This window comes from Loktanella fryxellensis (assembly GCF_900110065.1).
GTDB lineage: Bacteria > Pseudomonadota > Alphaproteobacteria > Rhodobacterales > Rhodobacteraceae > Loktanella > Loktanella fryxellensis.
In genome coordinates this window covers 51,140-65,228 of record NZ_FOCI01000013.1, presented here as the reverse complement: position 1 = coordinate 65,228, position 14,089 = coordinate 51,140, and the positions used below count along the sequence as shown (strand labels likewise).

Annotated in this window: 17 protein-coding genes; 5 read left to right on the top strand and 12 right to left on the bottom strand. The window is 66.6% G+C overall.

Annotation, left to right across the window (positions count from 1 at the left end; translation table 11 throughout):
* Window positions 1-59: 59 nt before the first annotated feature.
* Together BMX16_RS11185 and BMX16_RS11180 are read left to right on the top strand one after the other, a co-directional pair.
* Window positions 60-965 (top strand): LysR family transcriptional regulator, encoded by a 906-nt coding sequence (locus BMX16_RS11185; protein WP_089903253.1) that lies wholly within the window; start codon window positions 60-62, stop codon window positions 963-965.
* Window positions 966-1,099: 134 nt separating this feature from the next.
* Window positions 1,100-1,441: a VOC family protein gene (locus BMX16_RS11180; protein ID WP_342707820.1), complete on the top strand. Its 342-nt coding sequence runs from the start codon at window positions 1,100-1,102 to the stop codon at window positions 1,439-1,441.
* Here the strand turns inward: BMX16_RS11180 and BMX16_RS11175 are convergent.
* The 4 genes from BMX16_RS11175 to BMX16_RS11160 are packed head-to-tail and all read right to left on the bottom strand — an operon-like array spanning window position 1,438 to window position 4,359.
* The gene (locus BMX16_RS11175) at window positions 1,438-2,367 is read right to left on the bottom strand and encodes an OmpA family protein (RefSeq protein WP_089903250.1); all 930 of its coding nucleotides are present in this window, start codon (window positions 2,365-2,367) and stop codon (window positions 1,438-1,440) included. The two genes, BMX16_RS11180 and BMX16_RS11175, sit on opposite strands and share 4 nt — an antisense overlap.
* Window positions 2,364-2,933 (bottom strand): peroxidase-related enzyme, encoded by a 570-nt coding sequence (locus BMX16_RS11170; protein WP_089903246.1) that lies wholly within the window; start codon window positions 2,931-2,933, stop codon window positions 2,364-2,366. Before BMX16_RS11170 ends, BMX16_RS11175 begins: the two co-directional genes overlap by 4 nt.
* Complete coding sequence (locus BMX16_RS11165; RefSeq protein ID WP_089903243.1) at window positions 2,930-3,640, bottom strand: GNAT family N-acetyltransferase; 711 nt, start codon at window positions 3,638-3,640, stop codon at window positions 2,930-2,932. The genes BMX16_RS11170 and BMX16_RS11165 overlap by 4 nt, the downstream gene beginning before the upstream one ends.
* Complete coding sequence (locus BMX16_RS11160; RefSeq protein ID WP_089903241.1) at window positions 3,637-4,359, bottom strand: competence/damage-inducible protein A; 723 nt, start codon at window positions 4,357-4,359, stop codon at window positions 3,637-3,639. Before BMX16_RS11160 ends, BMX16_RS11165 begins: the two co-directional genes overlap by 4 nt.
* On the opposite strand from BMX16_RS11160, the gene sfsA reads away from it, so the two are divergent.
* Together sfsA and map are read left to right on the top strand one after the other, a co-directional pair.
* Window positions 4,328-5,101 (top strand): DNA/RNA nuclease SfsA, encoded by a 774-nt coding sequence (sfsA, locus tag BMX16_RS11155; protein WP_342707819.1) that lies wholly within the window; start codon window positions 4,328-4,330, stop codon window positions 5,099-5,101. The two genes, BMX16_RS11160 and sfsA, sit on opposite strands and share 32 nt — an antisense overlap.
* Window positions 5,102-5,143: 42 nt before the next feature.
* Complete coding sequence (gene map, locus BMX16_RS11150) at window positions 5,144-6,013, top strand: type I methionyl aminopeptidase (RefSeq protein WP_089903235.1); 870 nt, start codon at window positions 5,144-5,146, stop codon at window positions 6,011-6,013.
* On the opposite strand, the gene rsmD is transcribed toward map, so the two are convergent.
* Window positions 6,006-6,560 (bottom strand): 16S rRNA (guanine(966)-N(2))-methyltransferase RsmD, encoded by a 555-nt coding sequence (gene rsmD, locus BMX16_RS11145; protein WP_089903232.1) that lies wholly within the window; start codon window positions 6,558-6,560, stop codon window positions 6,006-6,008. The genes map and rsmD overlap by 8 nt on opposite strands.
* 116 nt (window positions 6,561-6,676) lie before the next feature.
* Between rsmD and BMX16_RS11140 the strand changes: the two genes are divergently transcribed.
* On the top strand, window positions 6,677-7,168 hold the full coding sequence (locus BMX16_RS11140; RefSeq protein WP_089903229.1) for a peroxiredoxin: 492 nt from the start codon (window positions 6,677-6,679) through the stop codon (window positions 7,166-7,168).
* A 48-nt stretch (window positions 7,169-7,216) separates the two neighbouring features.
* On the opposite strand, the gene BMX16_RS11135 is transcribed toward BMX16_RS11140, so the two are convergent.
* The 7 genes from BMX16_RS11135 to BMX16_RS11105 are packed head-to-tail and all read right to left on the bottom strand — an operon-like array spanning window position 7,217 to window position 13,880.
* Window positions 7,217-8,020, bottom strand: a complete 804-nt coding sequence (locus BMX16_RS11135) for a mechanosensitive ion channel family protein (protein WP_089903413.1) — start codon at window positions 8,018-8,020, stop codon at window positions 7,217-7,219.
* A gap of 46 nt (window positions 8,021-8,066) precedes the next feature.
* Window positions 8,067-8,357, bottom strand: coding sequence for a 4a-hydroxytetrahydrobiopterin dehydratase (locus BMX16_RS11130; protein ID WP_089903226.1), 291 nt, complete (start codon window positions 8,355-8,357; stop codon window positions 8,067-8,069).
* The gene (locus BMX16_RS11125; RefSeq protein ID WP_089903411.1) at window positions 8,354-9,538 is read right to left on the bottom strand and encodes a GNAT family N-acetyltransferase; all 1,185 of its coding nucleotides are present in this window, start codon (window positions 9,536-9,538) and stop codon (window positions 8,354-8,356) included. The genes BMX16_RS11130 and BMX16_RS11125 overlap by 4 nt, the downstream gene beginning before the upstream one ends.
* Before the next feature lie 31 nt (window positions 9,539-9,569).
* On the bottom strand, window positions 9,570-10,322 hold the full coding sequence (locus BMX16_RS11120) for a glycerophosphodiester phosphodiesterase family protein (RefSeq protein WP_089903223.1): 753 nt from the start codon (window positions 10,320-10,322) through the stop codon (window positions 9,570-9,572).
* The gene (locus BMX16_RS11115) at window positions 10,322-10,783 is read right to left on the bottom strand and encodes a RidA family protein (protein WP_089903220.1); all 462 of its coding nucleotides are present in this window, start codon (window positions 10,781-10,783) and stop codon (window positions 10,322-10,324) included. Before BMX16_RS11115 ends, BMX16_RS11120 begins: the two co-directional genes overlap by 1 nt.
* Before the next feature lie 47 nt (window positions 10,784-10,830).
* On the bottom strand, window positions 10,831-12,135 hold the full coding sequence (locus BMX16_RS11110) for an HlyD family type I secretion periplasmic adaptor subunit (RefSeq protein ID WP_089903217.1): 1,305 nt from the start codon (window positions 12,133-12,135) through the stop codon (window positions 10,831-10,833).
* Window positions 12,132-13,880, bottom strand: coding sequence for a type I secretion system permease/ATPase (locus tag BMX16_RS11105; protein WP_089903214.1), 1,749 nt, complete (start codon window positions 13,878-13,880; stop codon window positions 12,132-12,134). Before BMX16_RS11105 ends, BMX16_RS11110 begins: the two co-directional genes overlap by 4 nt.
* Window positions 13,881-14,089: the final 209 nt, after the last annotated feature.

Sequence of the window (14,089 nt, the reverse complement as noted above, 5' to 3'; positions counted from 1 at the left end):
TGCCTCTATCGTCGGTCACTGCTGCACCAAGAGATTTGGATTGCCTCAGGATCGTTTGCATGGATCGCCTTACCGAGATGGAAGCCTTTGCCACCGTGGTGGATCAAGGCGGTTTTACCGATGCGGCCAAGAAGATGGGGATTTCGAAATCCGCCGTGTCCAAGCATGTCTCCTCGCTCGAGGCGCGCCTTGGGGCGCGTCTGCTGAACCGGACCACCCGCCGCGTCAGCCCGACCGAGATCGGTCTGGCCTATTACGACCGCGCCCGTCGCGTGCTGAACGACGCGGGCGAGGCGGATGCGCTGGTCACCTCCATGCAGTCCGCACCGTCGGGCCTGCTGCGCATCAGCGTGGCCACGGATTTCGGCGTGAACCACCTGTCGCCGGTGCTGGGCCATTTCCTGCAGGAATTTCCGGACATCACCGTGAACATGGTGCTCAACAACCGCTATGTGGAACTCATCTCCGAAGGGTTCGACATGGCGGTGCGGATCGGAGAGCTGGAGGACAGTTCCCTGCGCGCGCGCAAGCTGACCGACACGACGCGCCGGATGATCGCAAGCCCCGGATATTTCGCCAAACACGGGCGCCCCGAAAAGATCGACGACCTGAACGACCACAAGCTCTTGCACTATTCCAACGCGGCCAATGCCGCCGTCTGGAAACTGACCGCCCCGTCCGGCGAAAAGCGGCAGGTCCGCACGGCGGGCTGGCTGACCGTGAACGACGGGCAATCCCTGCTGAACGCCTGCATCGGCGGCCTTGGCATCGCGTATCTGCCCAGCTTTCTTTACGGTGACGCGATGGCAAAGGGGCTGGTCGAAGAGGCCATTCCCGGCCTGCCCACCGAGACGCAGGGCATCTATGCGGTCTATCCGCCGGGTCGCTTCACCCAGCCCAAGGTGCGCGCCTTCATCGATTTCCTCGTGCACAGCTTTGCCGACAAGGGCCCCGAGTCATGGTGAGCTGATCCCCACTTTCCCCGTGGTGCCATCCCTGTTGGCACCCGCCTGGCGCGGCCCCGAATGCGGGCCGCGCTTTTTTCTTTGCCTCGTGCTGGCGCATGTCATGCTGTGTGCAATCCAACGCAGGAGTGATCGTGAACCATCCCTTTCCCGTGCCCATCGACTATGTCGAATTCACCTCGCCCCGGCTGGAGGAGACGCAGGCCTTCATGACCGACGCCTTCGGCTGGTCGTTCATCGACTACGGTCCCGATTACCGCGACCTGCAGCAGGCGGGGCTGGGCGGTGGGCTGGAGCGCGGCCCGCTGCGGCCGCCGCTGGTGATCCTGCGCACCGAGGATCTGGAGGGGATGCTGGACCGTGTCACCGCGGCGGGGGCCACCATCACGAAAACGATCTACGCCTTTCCGGGTGGCCGGCGATTCGAGTTTACCGAGCCCGGTGGCAACGGCATGGCCGTGTGGCAACCGGACTAGTCGATCGGACCCGTGACCACCGCCTCGACCCGGCGGTTGGCGGCGCGACCGTCGGGGGTCAGGTTGCTGGCGACGGGCGACAGATAGCCCATGCCCGCCGCCGTCAGCCGGTCTGCGGACACGCCATGATCCGCGATCAGACGGTCGCGCACCGCCGCCGCGCGCTGACGCGACAGGTCGATGTTGGCATCGAGGTTGCCATCGCTGTCGGTGTGCCCTACGATGGCGACGGTCAGCGTTGGGTTCGCGGTCATGTAGGCTGCCAGCGCCGCAAGCGACGGCACATCCCCGCCGGACAGCGACGTCGCGCCGGTGGCGAAGGTCACGCCGTCCAGCACCGCGTGGCCGGTGCCATCGAGGGCCGCCGAAAGACCGCCGCTGACGGGCTGCGGGCTGCTGACGGCAGGGGCCTGCGTGCCCGTGGGTGCGGGGGCGATGCCGCTGGGCGCAACGCGGATGATTTGCACATATCCCGCCTGCGGCGTGCTGCTGATCAGAATGCCGATCCCCTGCACACCTCCATCGGTCCGGCGCGTCGCGGACAGGAACCGAAAATCCGCAAGATTCACGAGCATTTCGGGGGGTGGCGCGACTTCGGTGCCGAAGCGGAAATCGAACCCGCCGCAGTCGTCCGTGTCACAATCGAACATCACATCATAGCCCGCCTGCCGCACCTGATCGCGCAGCGGGCGCAGCAGCTGCAAGGTGGCCAGCCCGTCCGCCGGGATGCGCCAGACCTGCGTGGTCACGTCGCCCTCGACGATCTGCGACGGGACTTCGATGCCGTCCCACGCGCCCGTCGGCAGCGCGTAGCTGTCGGACGGGGTGGCCAATTCCGCCTCCAGCAGGGCGTTGCCGGGCAGGGTCAGCACCTGCGCGGTTCCGGGATTCGCCCACAGCAGCAAGAGGGTCAGGTGTCGTATCATCGCGCCTGCGCGTGATATGCGGCGTTCGGGCGCATGTCGATGGCCGAAGCCACGCGGTTCGTCATGTTGAAGAACGCCGCCACCGCCGCCACGTCGAAGATGTCACGATCTGTCAGCCCTGCGTCGCGCAGGGTCTGGCGGTCGTCCTCGACGATCCGCGCGCTGTCCTGGGTGAGCTTCTCAGTAAAGGCCAGCATCGCCGTCTGCCGCGCGTCCAGATCCGCCGCGCGCCAGTTCATCACCAGCATCTCGCCCAATACCGGGTCGCCGGAGAGTTGCCGCACGGCGGCGCCGTGCGCGGTCAGGCAGTAGAAACACTTGTTCACCGACGACACCACGACGGCGATCATCTCGCGCTCCAGCTTGCTGAGGCCGGAGGGGGCCAGCATCAGGTCGTTGTACATGGCGGTGAAGGCATCGAGCTTGGCGATATCGAAGGCATAGGCCCGCAGCACGTTCGGGACCATGCCGAGCCTGTCCTGACACAGGTCGAAGTAGTCCTGCGTCGCCTGCGGCAGCGGATCGACGTCGGGCAGGTCAAGGGCGGTGGGAGCGTCGTCGGTCATGATGCCTCCTCGGGTGGGCAGCGGTAATGATAGCAACCAACCTGTTGCAACCCGAGGCTGGCGTAAAGCCCGCCCGCGTCGGCGTTCGCCACCGTAACCAGCAGGCTGAAGGTGACGGCCCCCTGTGCGGCGGCCCAGCGGGCGGCGGCGACGGTCAGGTGCCGCCCCAGACCGCGACGGCGGTGGGGGACCGCCACCTCGAGCGCGTGGAGCATGGCGGTGTGCTGGTGCAGTGCGACGAAAGCGCAGCCTGCAGGGCGGTCGTCGATGCGCCCGAGCAGGGCGGTGCGCGGGCCCGTCACGCGGTCCATGATCGCGAGCCGCGCGGGGCCGATACCGCCCACAGCCCAGATGTCGCGCTGGACCGCCAAGGGCGGCCAGACGGTGAAGGCGGTGACGCCTGGCACGGGCTGCAGCAGGGCCGCGGCAGGGGCCGCCATGATCGCGGTGGCATCCTTGTCAAGGTAGCCTGCATCTGCCAGCAGCTTGTCCAGATCAGGCGCACCATGCAGCCGAAACGGCGCATGGGGCATCGTTGCTGTCACTTTTGCAACCTGCGCGCCCGTGACCCGTTCCGACGCCGTCGTCGCATTGACGCGGCGGCCACCCCCCGGCGTGTGACGCAGCACCCACGGCCCATGCCGCGATACGTGGGCCGCGGGCCATGTGGCGTCGATGACCGCCGACCAGTCGGGGACCGGCGTCACGCCGGAAACAGCGCCTGCACCTGCGCCAGCGCCGCCGCGACCTGCGCCGCCTCAGTCCCGCGGATCACGATGTTGGTGCCATAGGCGCCATCCTTTTGAAACGGATAAGACCCGAGGCTGAGGTCGGGGAAATCCTGTGCCACCTGCGCCAACGGGGCCGCGACATCGCCTTCGCCGCGCATCACGCGCCACGACGAGGACAGCAGCGGCGCGCCGTGGGCCAAATGGCTGACCACAGAGGCTACCATCGCCTCGAACACCGCTGGCACGCCGGCCATGACGTGCACGTTGCCGAGGCTGAACCCCGGCGCAGTGCTGACCGGGTTGTCGATCAGCGCGGCGCCATCGGGGATGCGGGCCATGCGCAGGCGGGCGTCGTTCAGGGTGGTGCCCATGCGGTTGTAATGCGCCTGCAGCAGCGCGCGGGCATCGTCGCGGACATCGATGTTCACGCCGAAGGCCACGCCCATCGCATCCGCGGTGATGTCGTCATGGGTCGGCCCGATACCGCCGGAGGTGAACACATGGTCGAACCCGTCCGACAGGGCGCGCACGGCGGCGACGATGGCGGGCTGATCGTCGCTGACGACGCGCACCTCCTTCAGGTCGATTCCGACGCCGGTGAGAACCTTTGCGAGGTGATGCATGTTGCTGTCGCGGGTGCGGCCGGACAGGATCTCGTCACCGATGACCAGCATCGCGGCGGTAGGATTGGGCATGGGGTTCTCCGATCAGTTGGGGCTTGGTATAGCCCGGCGCATGGAGTTTGCCATGCCCCTGATCCCCGCGACGCTGATCCGCCGCTACAAACGCTTTCTGGCCGATGCGGTGCTGGAGGATGGCCGTGAGGTGACCGCGCATGTCGCCAATCCGGGTGCCATGACAGGCACCGCGACCCCCGGCGCGCGCATCTGGCTGGAGCCCAACGACAACCCGCGCACCAAGCTGGATTACGGTTGGCGGTTGACGGAAGTTGCGGGCGGCCTCGTCTGCGTGGACACGGGGGGCGCCAACCGCGTGGTGGGCGAGGCGCTGCATGCAGGGAGCGTGCCGGGGCTGGACGGATACACGACGATCAGGCCGGAGGTGCGCTATGCGCAGGCCAGCCGCGTGGATTTCCTGCTGAGCGGTGGCGGCCCGGACCTGTATCTGGAGGTCAAGAGCGCCAATTTCAGCCGCACCCCGCCATATGCGCTGTTCCCCGACAGCGTGACGGCGCGGGGCGCGCGGCACATGGCGGATCTGGCGGCGATGGTCGGGCTAGGGCACCGGGCGATGGTGCTGTATCTGATCACGCGCAGCGACTGCGCTGTGCTGGACATCGCGCGCGACATCGATCCGGCCTATGGTGCGGCCTTTGATGCCGGCGTGGCCGCAGGGGTCGAGGTGCGGGTCATGGGCACGGTCATCACGCAGCGCGGCATCGCCTCCGGTCCGGTGCAGGACTGGCCACGGGGCTGAAAAGCGCCTATATCTTTGGGCAAGCAGCAGAATGGACCCGAGATGACCGAGACCGCACATCTGACCAAGGACAGCATCCGCCTCCATGCCCTCGCGGATTTCGGCGGGATGAACCGCGCCGGGCGGCTGGCGGCGACGATCCTCGACGACATTGCGGATCACGTGTTTCCGGGTCAGACTACGCAGGCCTTGGACAAGCTCATCACCGACTGGGTGAGTGCGGCGGGGGCCACCAGCGCCACCATCGGATATCGCGGCTATCAGCACGCCAGCTGCATTTCGGTCAATCACGTCGTCTGCCACGGCATCCCCGGCGCGCCCATCCCCAAGGCCAAGGACGAGACGATCTCGAAGGACTACGAGAAGCGCCGGGACAGCGATGCGCTGAAGGACGGCGACATCCTGAACATCGACGTCACCGTGATCGTGGATGGCTGGTATGGTGACACGTCGCGCATGTACGTGGCGGGCACCCCGTCGCCGAAGGCCGAGCGGCTGATCGAGGTCACGCACGAGGCGCTGATGCTGGGCGTCGCCGCCGCCCGTCCCGGCAACACCTTCGGTGACATCGGCCACGCGATCCAGAGCTTCGTCGAGGCGCAGCGCATGTCCGTGGTGCGCGACTTCTGCGGTCACGGGCTGGGCCGGGTGTTCCACGCCAGCCCCAACGTGCTGCACTATGGCCGTCCCGGCACCGGCCCGGTGCTGGAGGAGGGCATGTTCTTCACTATCGAGCCGATGGTGAACCTTGGCCGTCCCGAAACCGTGGTGCTGAAGGACGACTGGACCGCCGTGACACGCGACAAGTCGCTGTCGGCGCAGTTCGAACACTCGGTCGGCATCACCGCGCATGGGTGCGAGATCTTCACGACCTCGCCGGGCGACCGCTTTTTCCCGACACAGATCAGATAGCCGTCAGCAGCGTGATCCACGTCGCGCCGTAACGACGACTGTCCGCGGCGCGGAAGCCCTGCGGCGCGATCTGGGCGGCGGCCTCCTCCCACACCACGAGGGTGCCGGGGGTGATCCAGCCTGTCGCGCGGGCGGCCCGCAGGGCGGGCAGGCCCATCCCCTGAGCATAGGGCGGATCGATGAAAACCAGATCGCAGGGGTGACCGGCAGGCAGCGCATCTGCGCGGCAGCGCAGCAGGGTGCAGTCTGCAGCGCGTTTCATCTTGGCCACGTTGCCCGCGATCAGGCGCTGCGCCACGGCGCCGTCATCGACGAAGGTGACATGGGACGCGCCGCGCGACAGCGCCTCCAGCCCCAGGGCACCCGTGCCTGCGAACAGATCCAGCACGCGCGCGTCGCGGATGGGATCGCCGAAGCGTCCGCCCTGCAATACGTTGAACAGGCTTTCACGGACGCGGTCGGTGGTGGGGCGCAGATGTGCCGCCGCATCGCCGTCGCCGACGGCGACCAGATGCGTGCCGCGATGCTGGCCTGCGATGATCCTCATTGGCGATCTCCCCGGTGGGTGCCAAGGCTGTCCATGACGCCGCGCCCGCTTCTTTTGTCCTCGTCCAGCGTATATAGCCCGTCACAGGTTACGCAAACGACGAAGGAACACCCAAGATGACCATCACAACCGGCGACATGCTGCCAGATGCCACCGTCCTGACCATGGGCGAGAACGGCCCCGCGTCCGTGTCCATCGCGGACAAGCTGAAGGGCCGCAAGGTCGTGATCTTTGGTCTGCCGGGCGCCTATACCGGCACCTGCACCACCGCGCATGTCCCCAGCTTTATCCGCAACATGGACGCGCTGAAGGCAAAGGGCGTGGATGAGGTGATCTGTCTGGCCGTCAACGACCCATTCGTGATGAAGGCATGGGGCGAGGCGACGGGCGCCATCGATGCGGGCATCACCATGCTGGGCGACGCGGAAAGTACGTTCACCACGGCCATCGGCATGGATTTCACCGCCCCCGCCGTGGGATTCCTCAAGCGATCCAAGCGCTATGCGATGCTGGTCGAAAATGGCGTGGTCACGATCCTGAACGAAGAGCCCGGCCCCGGCGAATGCGACATCTCGGGCGGCGAGAGCCTGCTGGACGCGATGGCCTGACGGCGTTGCGCCCTGCGCGCGAGGCGGTGCACCGCGCGCAGGATCACGTCAGTCGGGATCGGTCACGATCATCGTCTGGGTCGGGAACGGGATTTCCACCCCTGCGGCATCCAGCGCGTCCTTGACCCGGCGCTTCATGTCCGCCTGATACTGAAAGAAATCGACCCGGTTCACCCACACGCGGACGAGGAAATCGACCGAACTGGCGTTCAGCCCGTTCACCTGAATGAACGGCTCCGGTTCGGTCAGGCTGCGCGGGTCGGCCATGATCGTGTCGATGATGGCCCGGTGCGCCACATCCAGATCGGCCCCGTAGGCCACGCCAAACGTCCATTCCGCACGGCGCTGTGGATAGACCGAAAAATTGACGATCGTATTTCCCCAGACCTCGGAATTGGGGATGATGATCTGATAGTTCCCGACACTCGCCATTTCAATGAAGTTCAGGTTGATCGCCTTCACAGTCCCGCTTTGGCCGTTGATGGTCACGAAATCGCCCAGCTTGATGGGGCGGAAGAAGATGATCATCACCCCCGCCGCCACGTTCGACAGGGTGCCCTGCAATGCCAGACCGATGGCGAGACCGGCGGCACCGATCACGGCCACGACGCTGGTCGTCTGCACGCCGAACGTATTCAGCACGAACAGGAACGCGAACCCGATGACGACGTAGCGGACGATGTTGCCCAGAAACGTGAACAGGGTCGCGTCCAGATGGCGATTCCTGCCACCGATGCTCTGGATCCGTCCCGCCAGCCAGCCGCCGATGACGAATCCGATGGTGATGATGACGATGGCGCTCAGGACCGATCCGATGGCCGATGCCAGAAACTCCAGCGTCAGGACATCCATGATCGACGTGCCGTTCAGCAGCGGGCGGTTCAGCAAATCTCCCACGTTACCGGTCCGCCAGCGTATCCATGATCCCCGCCAGCTTCGCGTCGCGCGCGGTCAGCCCGCCTGCGTCGTGGCTGGTCAGGGCGACCTCTACCGTCTTGTAGACATTGGACCATTCCGGGTGATGGTCCATCGTCTGCGCATGGATCGCCACCTGCGTCATCCAGCCGAAGGCCGCGACGAAATCCTTGAACTCATAGGTCTTCGTCACCGCCTCGCCGTCGTCGGTCAGGGTCCATCCGGCGTCTAGCAGGGGCTGGATCTGGTCTTGCGTCAGTATCGTCTTGGTCATTGCTGTTCCTCTCGGGTGTCGCGCCTGAACGGGCCGTAGGCGGTCAACACCTCGATTTCCTCGTCCACGGCGCGTGTCTCGGCCACCAGATAACGCGCAATCGCGTCGCGGAAACCCGCGTCGCCGATCCAGTGCAGGGAATGGGTCGCCACGGGCAGGTAACCGCGCGCCAGTTTGTGTTCGCCCTGCGCCCCCGCCTCGACCCGGCTCAGACCCTGCGCGATGGCAAAGTCGATGGCCTGATAGTAGCACAGCTCGAAATGCAGGGACGGGTGGTATTCGGTGCTGCCCCAGTAGCGCCCGAACAGCGTGTCGCGCCCGATGAAGTTCAGCGCCCCCGCCACGGGCCGGTCGCCATCGAGCGCCAGCACCAGCAGCATGTCGTTGCGCAACGTGTCCTGCGCGCGGTCGAAGAACGCGCGGGTCAGGTATGGCGTGCCCCATTTGCGGTTGCCGGTGTCCTGATAAAAGCGCCAGAAGGCGTCCCAGTGCGCGGGCTGGATCTGATCGCCGGTCAGCGCCACGATACGCCCGCCGAAGCCCTGCGCCTCGGCGCGTTCGCGGCGGATGTTCTTGCGCTTGCGGCTGGACAGGTGGCCAAGGAAGCCGTCGAAGTCCGCATAGCCGCGGTTTTCCCAGTGGAACTGCTGACCGACGCGGGCCATCAGGCCCATCTCGCGACCCTTTTCCGCCTCTTCCGCGGTGCAGAAGGTGGCGTGCAGCGACGACAGCCCGTTGTCGGATGCGATCTGCACCGCGCCCTGCACGAGGGCCGCCATGCCGATGTCGTCGAAACCGGGGCGCGTAAGGAATCGCCGCCCGGTGGCGGGGGTGAAGGGCACCGCGATCTGCAGCTTGGGGTAGTAGTCACCACCCGCATTTTCATAGGCCTGCGCCCAGTTGAAATCGAAGATGTATTCGCCCTGTGAATGACCCTTGGCATACATGGGCGCGACCGCGATCACGCGGTCGTCCGCGCGGGCCACCAGATACTGCGGCTGCCAGCCGCTGCGCCCCCCCACGGACCGGCTGTCTTCCAGCGCGCGCAGGAAGCGGTAGGTCGTGAACGGGTCGTTGGGCCGCCCGTCGCCGGGAGCCGCACAGGCGTCCCAGTCTGCGGCGGCGATCTGGTCCAGCGACCCGTGGGTCGTGACGGTGACGGTGGGGGTGTCGGATGTCATCTGGCGCAAGGTGGGCGACGGCGCGCCCGCGTCAAGCGGCGTATCCTTCGAACGTGATGTTGTCGGCATGCTGGCGGGCGGCCAACGCCTCCTCCGGGCTGCGGATCGTCCAGCACAGGATGGCGGCCCCGTGCTGTTCGTTCAGCTCTGCCACGCGGGGATGGTCCAGTTCCCTGTGATAATGGCTGATGAAACTGGCACCCACGGTGCCGTAGTCGGGGATATCGGCCAGCCGCGCGAGGGTCGCTTCCGGCACGGTGGGCCAGTCGCTGCGACTGAATGACCCGGTGGTCAGGCCGCGCGGCACCTGCGGCAGAAGCTCGGCCATTTCGGCGATCATGTGCGGGTTGAAGGACATGACGGCGGCGGGCCCCTTGTAGGGCTCCAACACAGCGGCGACCGCGCGACCCATCGGGCCGATGGTGGCCCCCAGCGCACCGTCCTGATCCTTCAGCTCGATCAGCACCGGCACGCGGCCCGCGACGGTCGCGAGCACATCGGCCAGTGTCGGGATGGGCGTGCTGTCCCCGCGCAGGGCGATCTGCGTAAGCTGGTCGGAATGGCGCTGGGCGACCGCGCCCTGCTGATCGGTCATGCGGCGCAGGTCGTAGTCGTGGAACACCATCGGCACACCGTCGCTGGACAGCTGCAGGTCGATCTCGATGCCGTAGCCATGTTCGACGGCGTATCTCACCGCCGTCAGGCTGTTCTCGGCCCGGCCGTGTGCCGTGTCATGGTAGGCCCGGTGCGCGATGGGGCGCGAGACAAAGAGTTTGGGAAGCATCAGGCGACCTCGCAGACGGCTTCAACCTCGACCATCACGCCGAGCGGCAGGGAGGCTGCCCCGACGGCGGAGCGGGCATGGCGGCCCGCGTCGCCCAACAGTCCCACCATCAGGTCGGAGGCGCCGTTGATGACCCGTGGCTGGTCGGTGAAATCGGGGGTGCAGTTGACGAAGCCCACCAGTTTGACCACGCGCTTGAGACGCCCCAGATCGCCGTCGCAGGCGGCGCGGACCTGCGCCAGCACGGCCAGCGCACAGGCGCGTGCGGCCATGATGCCATCGTCGATGCTGGCGTCATGGCCCAGCTTGCCGCGCATCAGGCCGTCCGGCCCGTGCGGGATCTGGCCCGATACCCAAACCATGGACCCGCTGCGCACGAACGGCACGTAGTTTGCCGCGGGTGCGGGGGCGTCGGGCAGGGTCAGACCCATGCGTGCCAGCCGTGCTTCGATCTCGCTCATCGGAATTCCCCTCGTTCGCAGCGCACCATGACGTCGCCCCCTTCGATCTAGCTCTCGCGGAAGGCCTTGGCAAAGTGATCGGCCAGCGGCTTGATGAAATAATCCATCGGCGACCGATCCGCCGTACGCACATAGGCCTCGACCGGCATCCCCGGGATCAGCGTCATGCCGGGTGGCAGCTTCTCGATCTCGCCATCGTCCATCCGCACCTCCGCCCGATAGAACGACAGGCCGTTGCGTTCGTCCTGAAAGGCATCGGCAGAGATCTGCGTGACCTCGCCGGTCAGTTCCGGGGTGCGTCGCTGGTCAAAGGCCGCGAGTCGCAGCACCACGTCCTGCCCGACGAAGATCTGGTCCACATCCGTCACCTGTACCTGCGTTGCGATCACCAGCGGGCGGTCCTGCGGGATCAGGTAAAGGAGCGGATCGGCGGACCGGATCACGGAGCGGGGCGCGAACACCGCAAGGCCATAGACGACACCCGAGAGCGGCGCGCGAATGTCGAGCCGGTCGAGTTGCTGCCGCAGCGTGCGGCGGCGCTCGGACAGTTCCAGCACGTTGAACTCGAGGTCGCGCAGCAGGCTGATCGCCTCTTCGCGCCGCGTGCTCGTCAGGCCCAGGATCTCGATCTCGATTTCGGTGCGTCGTTCCGCCGCCTGTGCGGTCTGGGCCGCAAGCTCTCCGATGCGGCCGCGCATGCTGGCGGCCTCTCGCCGCAGGGCCAGTACGCGGCCCTGCTGTGCCAGCCCACGGTCGAGCAGGCTTTGCTGATCGGTCAGCTCCTCCTCGATCAGGGCGGTCTGTTCGGTCATGGCGGTCTGTTGCGCCGCGATCCCGTCGACCTGACTGGCGATCTGCATGCGCTGCTGTTCCAGCTGTTCGGTCGCGCGCAGCAGGGTGTCCAGCCGCGCCTCGAACAGGAACTGCTGCCCGTCCATCAGATCCGTTGCCGCAGCGCCCGTCTCTTGCAGCAGGGGATCGAAGGTCAGCGTCGCGGCACCGTCGCGCTCCGCCTCCAGCCGGGCGCGGCGGGCGAGGATCTCGAACAACTGCCCCTCGACCACGGCCAGTTCGCTGACGATGGCCGACGAATCGAGGCGGATCAGCAGGTCACCCGCCGCGACCAGCTGATTTTCGCGCACGAGGATCTCTTCGACGACGCCGCCGTCCGGGTGCTGAATCACCTGCCGGTTGCGATCGACCTCGATCTGGCCCTGGGTGATGACCGCGCCGCTGATCGTGGCGAACACGGCCCAGACCCCGAACCCACCCACCAGCACGACGATCGTGACGATCCCCGTCAGCAAGGGCTTCGTGGCCGACCAGCGGCTGGGCACCTGCGGCGCGGTCATTGCACGCCCGCCGACTGACCCTTGGTCCGCGTCACGTCCTGCGCATTCTGCAGCACCTCGCGCAGGACCTCGTCCTTGGGGCCGAAGGCGCGGCGCGCACCGTTTTCGATCACCAGCAACAGATCGCACTCTTGTATCGCTGCGGGCCGATGGGCCATGATGAACACGGCCTTGCCCTCGGCCTTGGCGGCGCGGATGGCGGCGTTCAGCGCCAATGATCCGTCGTTGTCCAGATTGCTGTTGGGCTCGTCCAGCACCAGCATCACCGGATCGCCATACATCGCACGGGCAAGGCCGATGCGCTGGATCTGGCCGCCCGACAGCCGCCCGCCACCGGCCGTGACGCGGGTGTCGTAGCCGTCCGGCAGGCGCAGGATCATCTCGTGGGCGGCGGCCTTCTTGGCCGCGGCGACCACGGCCGCATCGTCCGGGGTCATGGACATGCGCGCGATGTTGTCCTTGATCGTGCCGTCGAACAGTTGCACCCGCTGCGGCAGATATCCGATGTGTCGCCCCAGCGTATCGGCATCGTACTGATCCAGCGATGCGCCATCCAGCCGGATCTTGCCGCCCGCCGGTCGCCACACGCCCGTCAGGGCGCGGGCCAGCGTCGATTTGCCCGCACCCGAAATGCCGATGACGCCCACCGCCTGACCGGGCTGCACGGCAAAGCTGATCAACCGCAGGCTGGCCTGCTGTTCGCCCGGCGGGATGACCGTCACGCTGTCGGCCGTGATGATCGCGCGCGGCGCGGGCAGGGCGGTGCGGGCCGGCTCTTCCGGGATGGCGCCGAGCAGGCGGGACAGGCGACCCCAGCCTTCGCGGCCTCTCTGAAACACGGCCCACTGACCCACGATCGTCTCGATCGGGGCCAGTGCGCGGCCCATCAGGATCGACCCCGCGATCATGGCACCCGCCGTCATCTCGCCCTGCAGCACCAGGTAGGCCCCCAGCCCAAGCATGGCCGACTGGAGAAACAGGCGGAAGGTCTTGGTCGCCGCGCCGAAGGTGCCGGCACTGTCAGACGCGCCGATTGTGGCATCCAGCGATGCCCCGCGCGCCACCTGCCAGCGGTCGAAAGCGGCGCCGCGCATACCCAGGGCCTGCACCATTTCGGCTTCGCCCCGGATCTGTGCGCCGAGGCTTTCGGACTGGAACGATGCCGCGTTTGCCGTTTCCAGCGGTTTCTTGGTGACGATCTGGTTGGCCAGCGCAACGCCGACCAGCACGACGCCGCCGGCAATGGCCAGCCAGCCCATCGCCGGGTGGAAGATGAAGATCCCAAAAAAGAACAGCGGTGTCCACGGCAGATCGAACGCCGCCATCAGCGCGGGCGAGGTGATCAGGCGCTGCACCGCTTCGAGGTCGCGCAGGCCGGTCTTGGCCTCGTCCAGGGCGCGGTTCTGGGACTGCGCCTGCAGCGTGGCCGCAAACACGCGCCGGTCGAGACGCGCCTGAAAGCGGGCACCCAGCCGCCCCATCACGCGGCCCCGCACGAAGTCGAGCACACCCATCAGACCATACAGGAACACGACCAGCACGCTGAGCGCGATCAACGTTTCCACGCTGCGGCTGCCCAGCACCCGGTCATAGACGTTCAGCATGTACAGGGGGCCCGTCAGCATCAGCATGTTCACGAAGAAGCTGAAGATGCCAACCGCCCAGTAGAGCGCGCGCCCCTCGTGCCGTACTGCCAGCAGTTCGGCGCCACCGTTCCGCGCTGTCCGGTCGTCATCCTGTCTCACGCGTCAGCCCCACACAATTGCATCACGTCCTGCCTGCTGTGGAGCATATCGCGCATGCACGGCGAAAATAGGGGTTATGCATGTCCACCCCCCGATTGTCCTGAACATGCAGAGCATCGGCACCAGTCCCGGCTGACAGCCCCATCCCTATACTCTGCCGCGCAGGCATGAACAAAGAAAGAACGGCAATCATCGCCAGACCCAATCAC

Bases quoted from the DNA above. Each gene is read 5' to 3' on its own strand.
- BMX16_RS11185 (WP_089903253.1), top strand. From the start codon at position 60: ATGGATCGCCTTACCGAGATGGAAGCCTTTGCCACCGTGGTGGATCAA.
- BMX16_RS11175 (WP_089903250.1), bottom strand. From the start codon at position 2,367: ATGATACGACACCTGACCCTCTTGCTGCTGTGGGCGAATCCCGGAACC.
- BMX16_RS11170 (WP_089903246.1), bottom strand. From the start codon at position 2,933: ATGACCGACGACGCTCCCACCGCCCTTGACCTGCCCGACGTCGATCCG.
- sfsA (WP_342707819.1), top strand. From the start codon at position 4,328: ATGACCAGCATCGCGGCGGTAGGATTGGGCATGGGGTTCTCCGATCAG.
- BMX16_RS11160 (WP_089903241.1), bottom strand. From the start codon at position 4,359: ATGCCCAATCCTACCGCCGCGATGCTGGTCATCGGTGACGAGATCCTG.
- map (WP_089903235.1), top strand. From the start codon at position 5,144: ATGACCGAGACCGCACATCTGACCAAGGACAGCATCCGCCTCCATGCC.
- rsmD (WP_089903232.1), bottom strand. From the start codon at position 6,560: ATGAGGATCATCGCAGGCCAGCATCGCGGCACGCATCTGGTCGCCGTC.
- BMX16_RS11140 (WP_089903229.1), top strand. From the start codon at position 6,677: ATGACCATCACAACCGGCGACATGCTGCCAGATGCCACCGTCCTGACC.
- BMX16_RS11135 (WP_089903413.1), bottom strand. From the start codon at position 8,020: ATGGATGTCCTGACGCTGGAGTTTCTGGCATCGGCCATCGGATCGGTC.
- BMX16_RS11130 (WP_089903226.1), bottom strand. From the start codon at position 8,357: ATGACCAAGACGATACTGACGCAAGACCAGATCCAGCCCCTGCTAGAC.
- BMX16_RS11125 (WP_089903411.1), bottom strand. From the start codon at position 9,538: ATGACATCCGACACCCCCACCGTCACCGTCACGACCCACGGGTCGCTG.
- BMX16_RS11120 (WP_089903223.1), bottom strand. From the start codon at position 10,322: ATGCTTCCCAAACTCTTTGTCTCGCGCCCCATCGCGCACCGGGCCTAC.
- BMX16_RS11115 (WP_089903220.1), bottom strand. From the start codon at position 10,783: ATGAGCGAGATCGAAGCACGGCTGGCACGCATGGGTCTGACCCTGCCC.
- BMX16_RS11110 (WP_089903217.1), bottom strand. From the start codon at position 12,135: ATGACCGCGCCGCAGGTGCCCAGCCGCTGGTCGGCCACGAAGCCCTTG.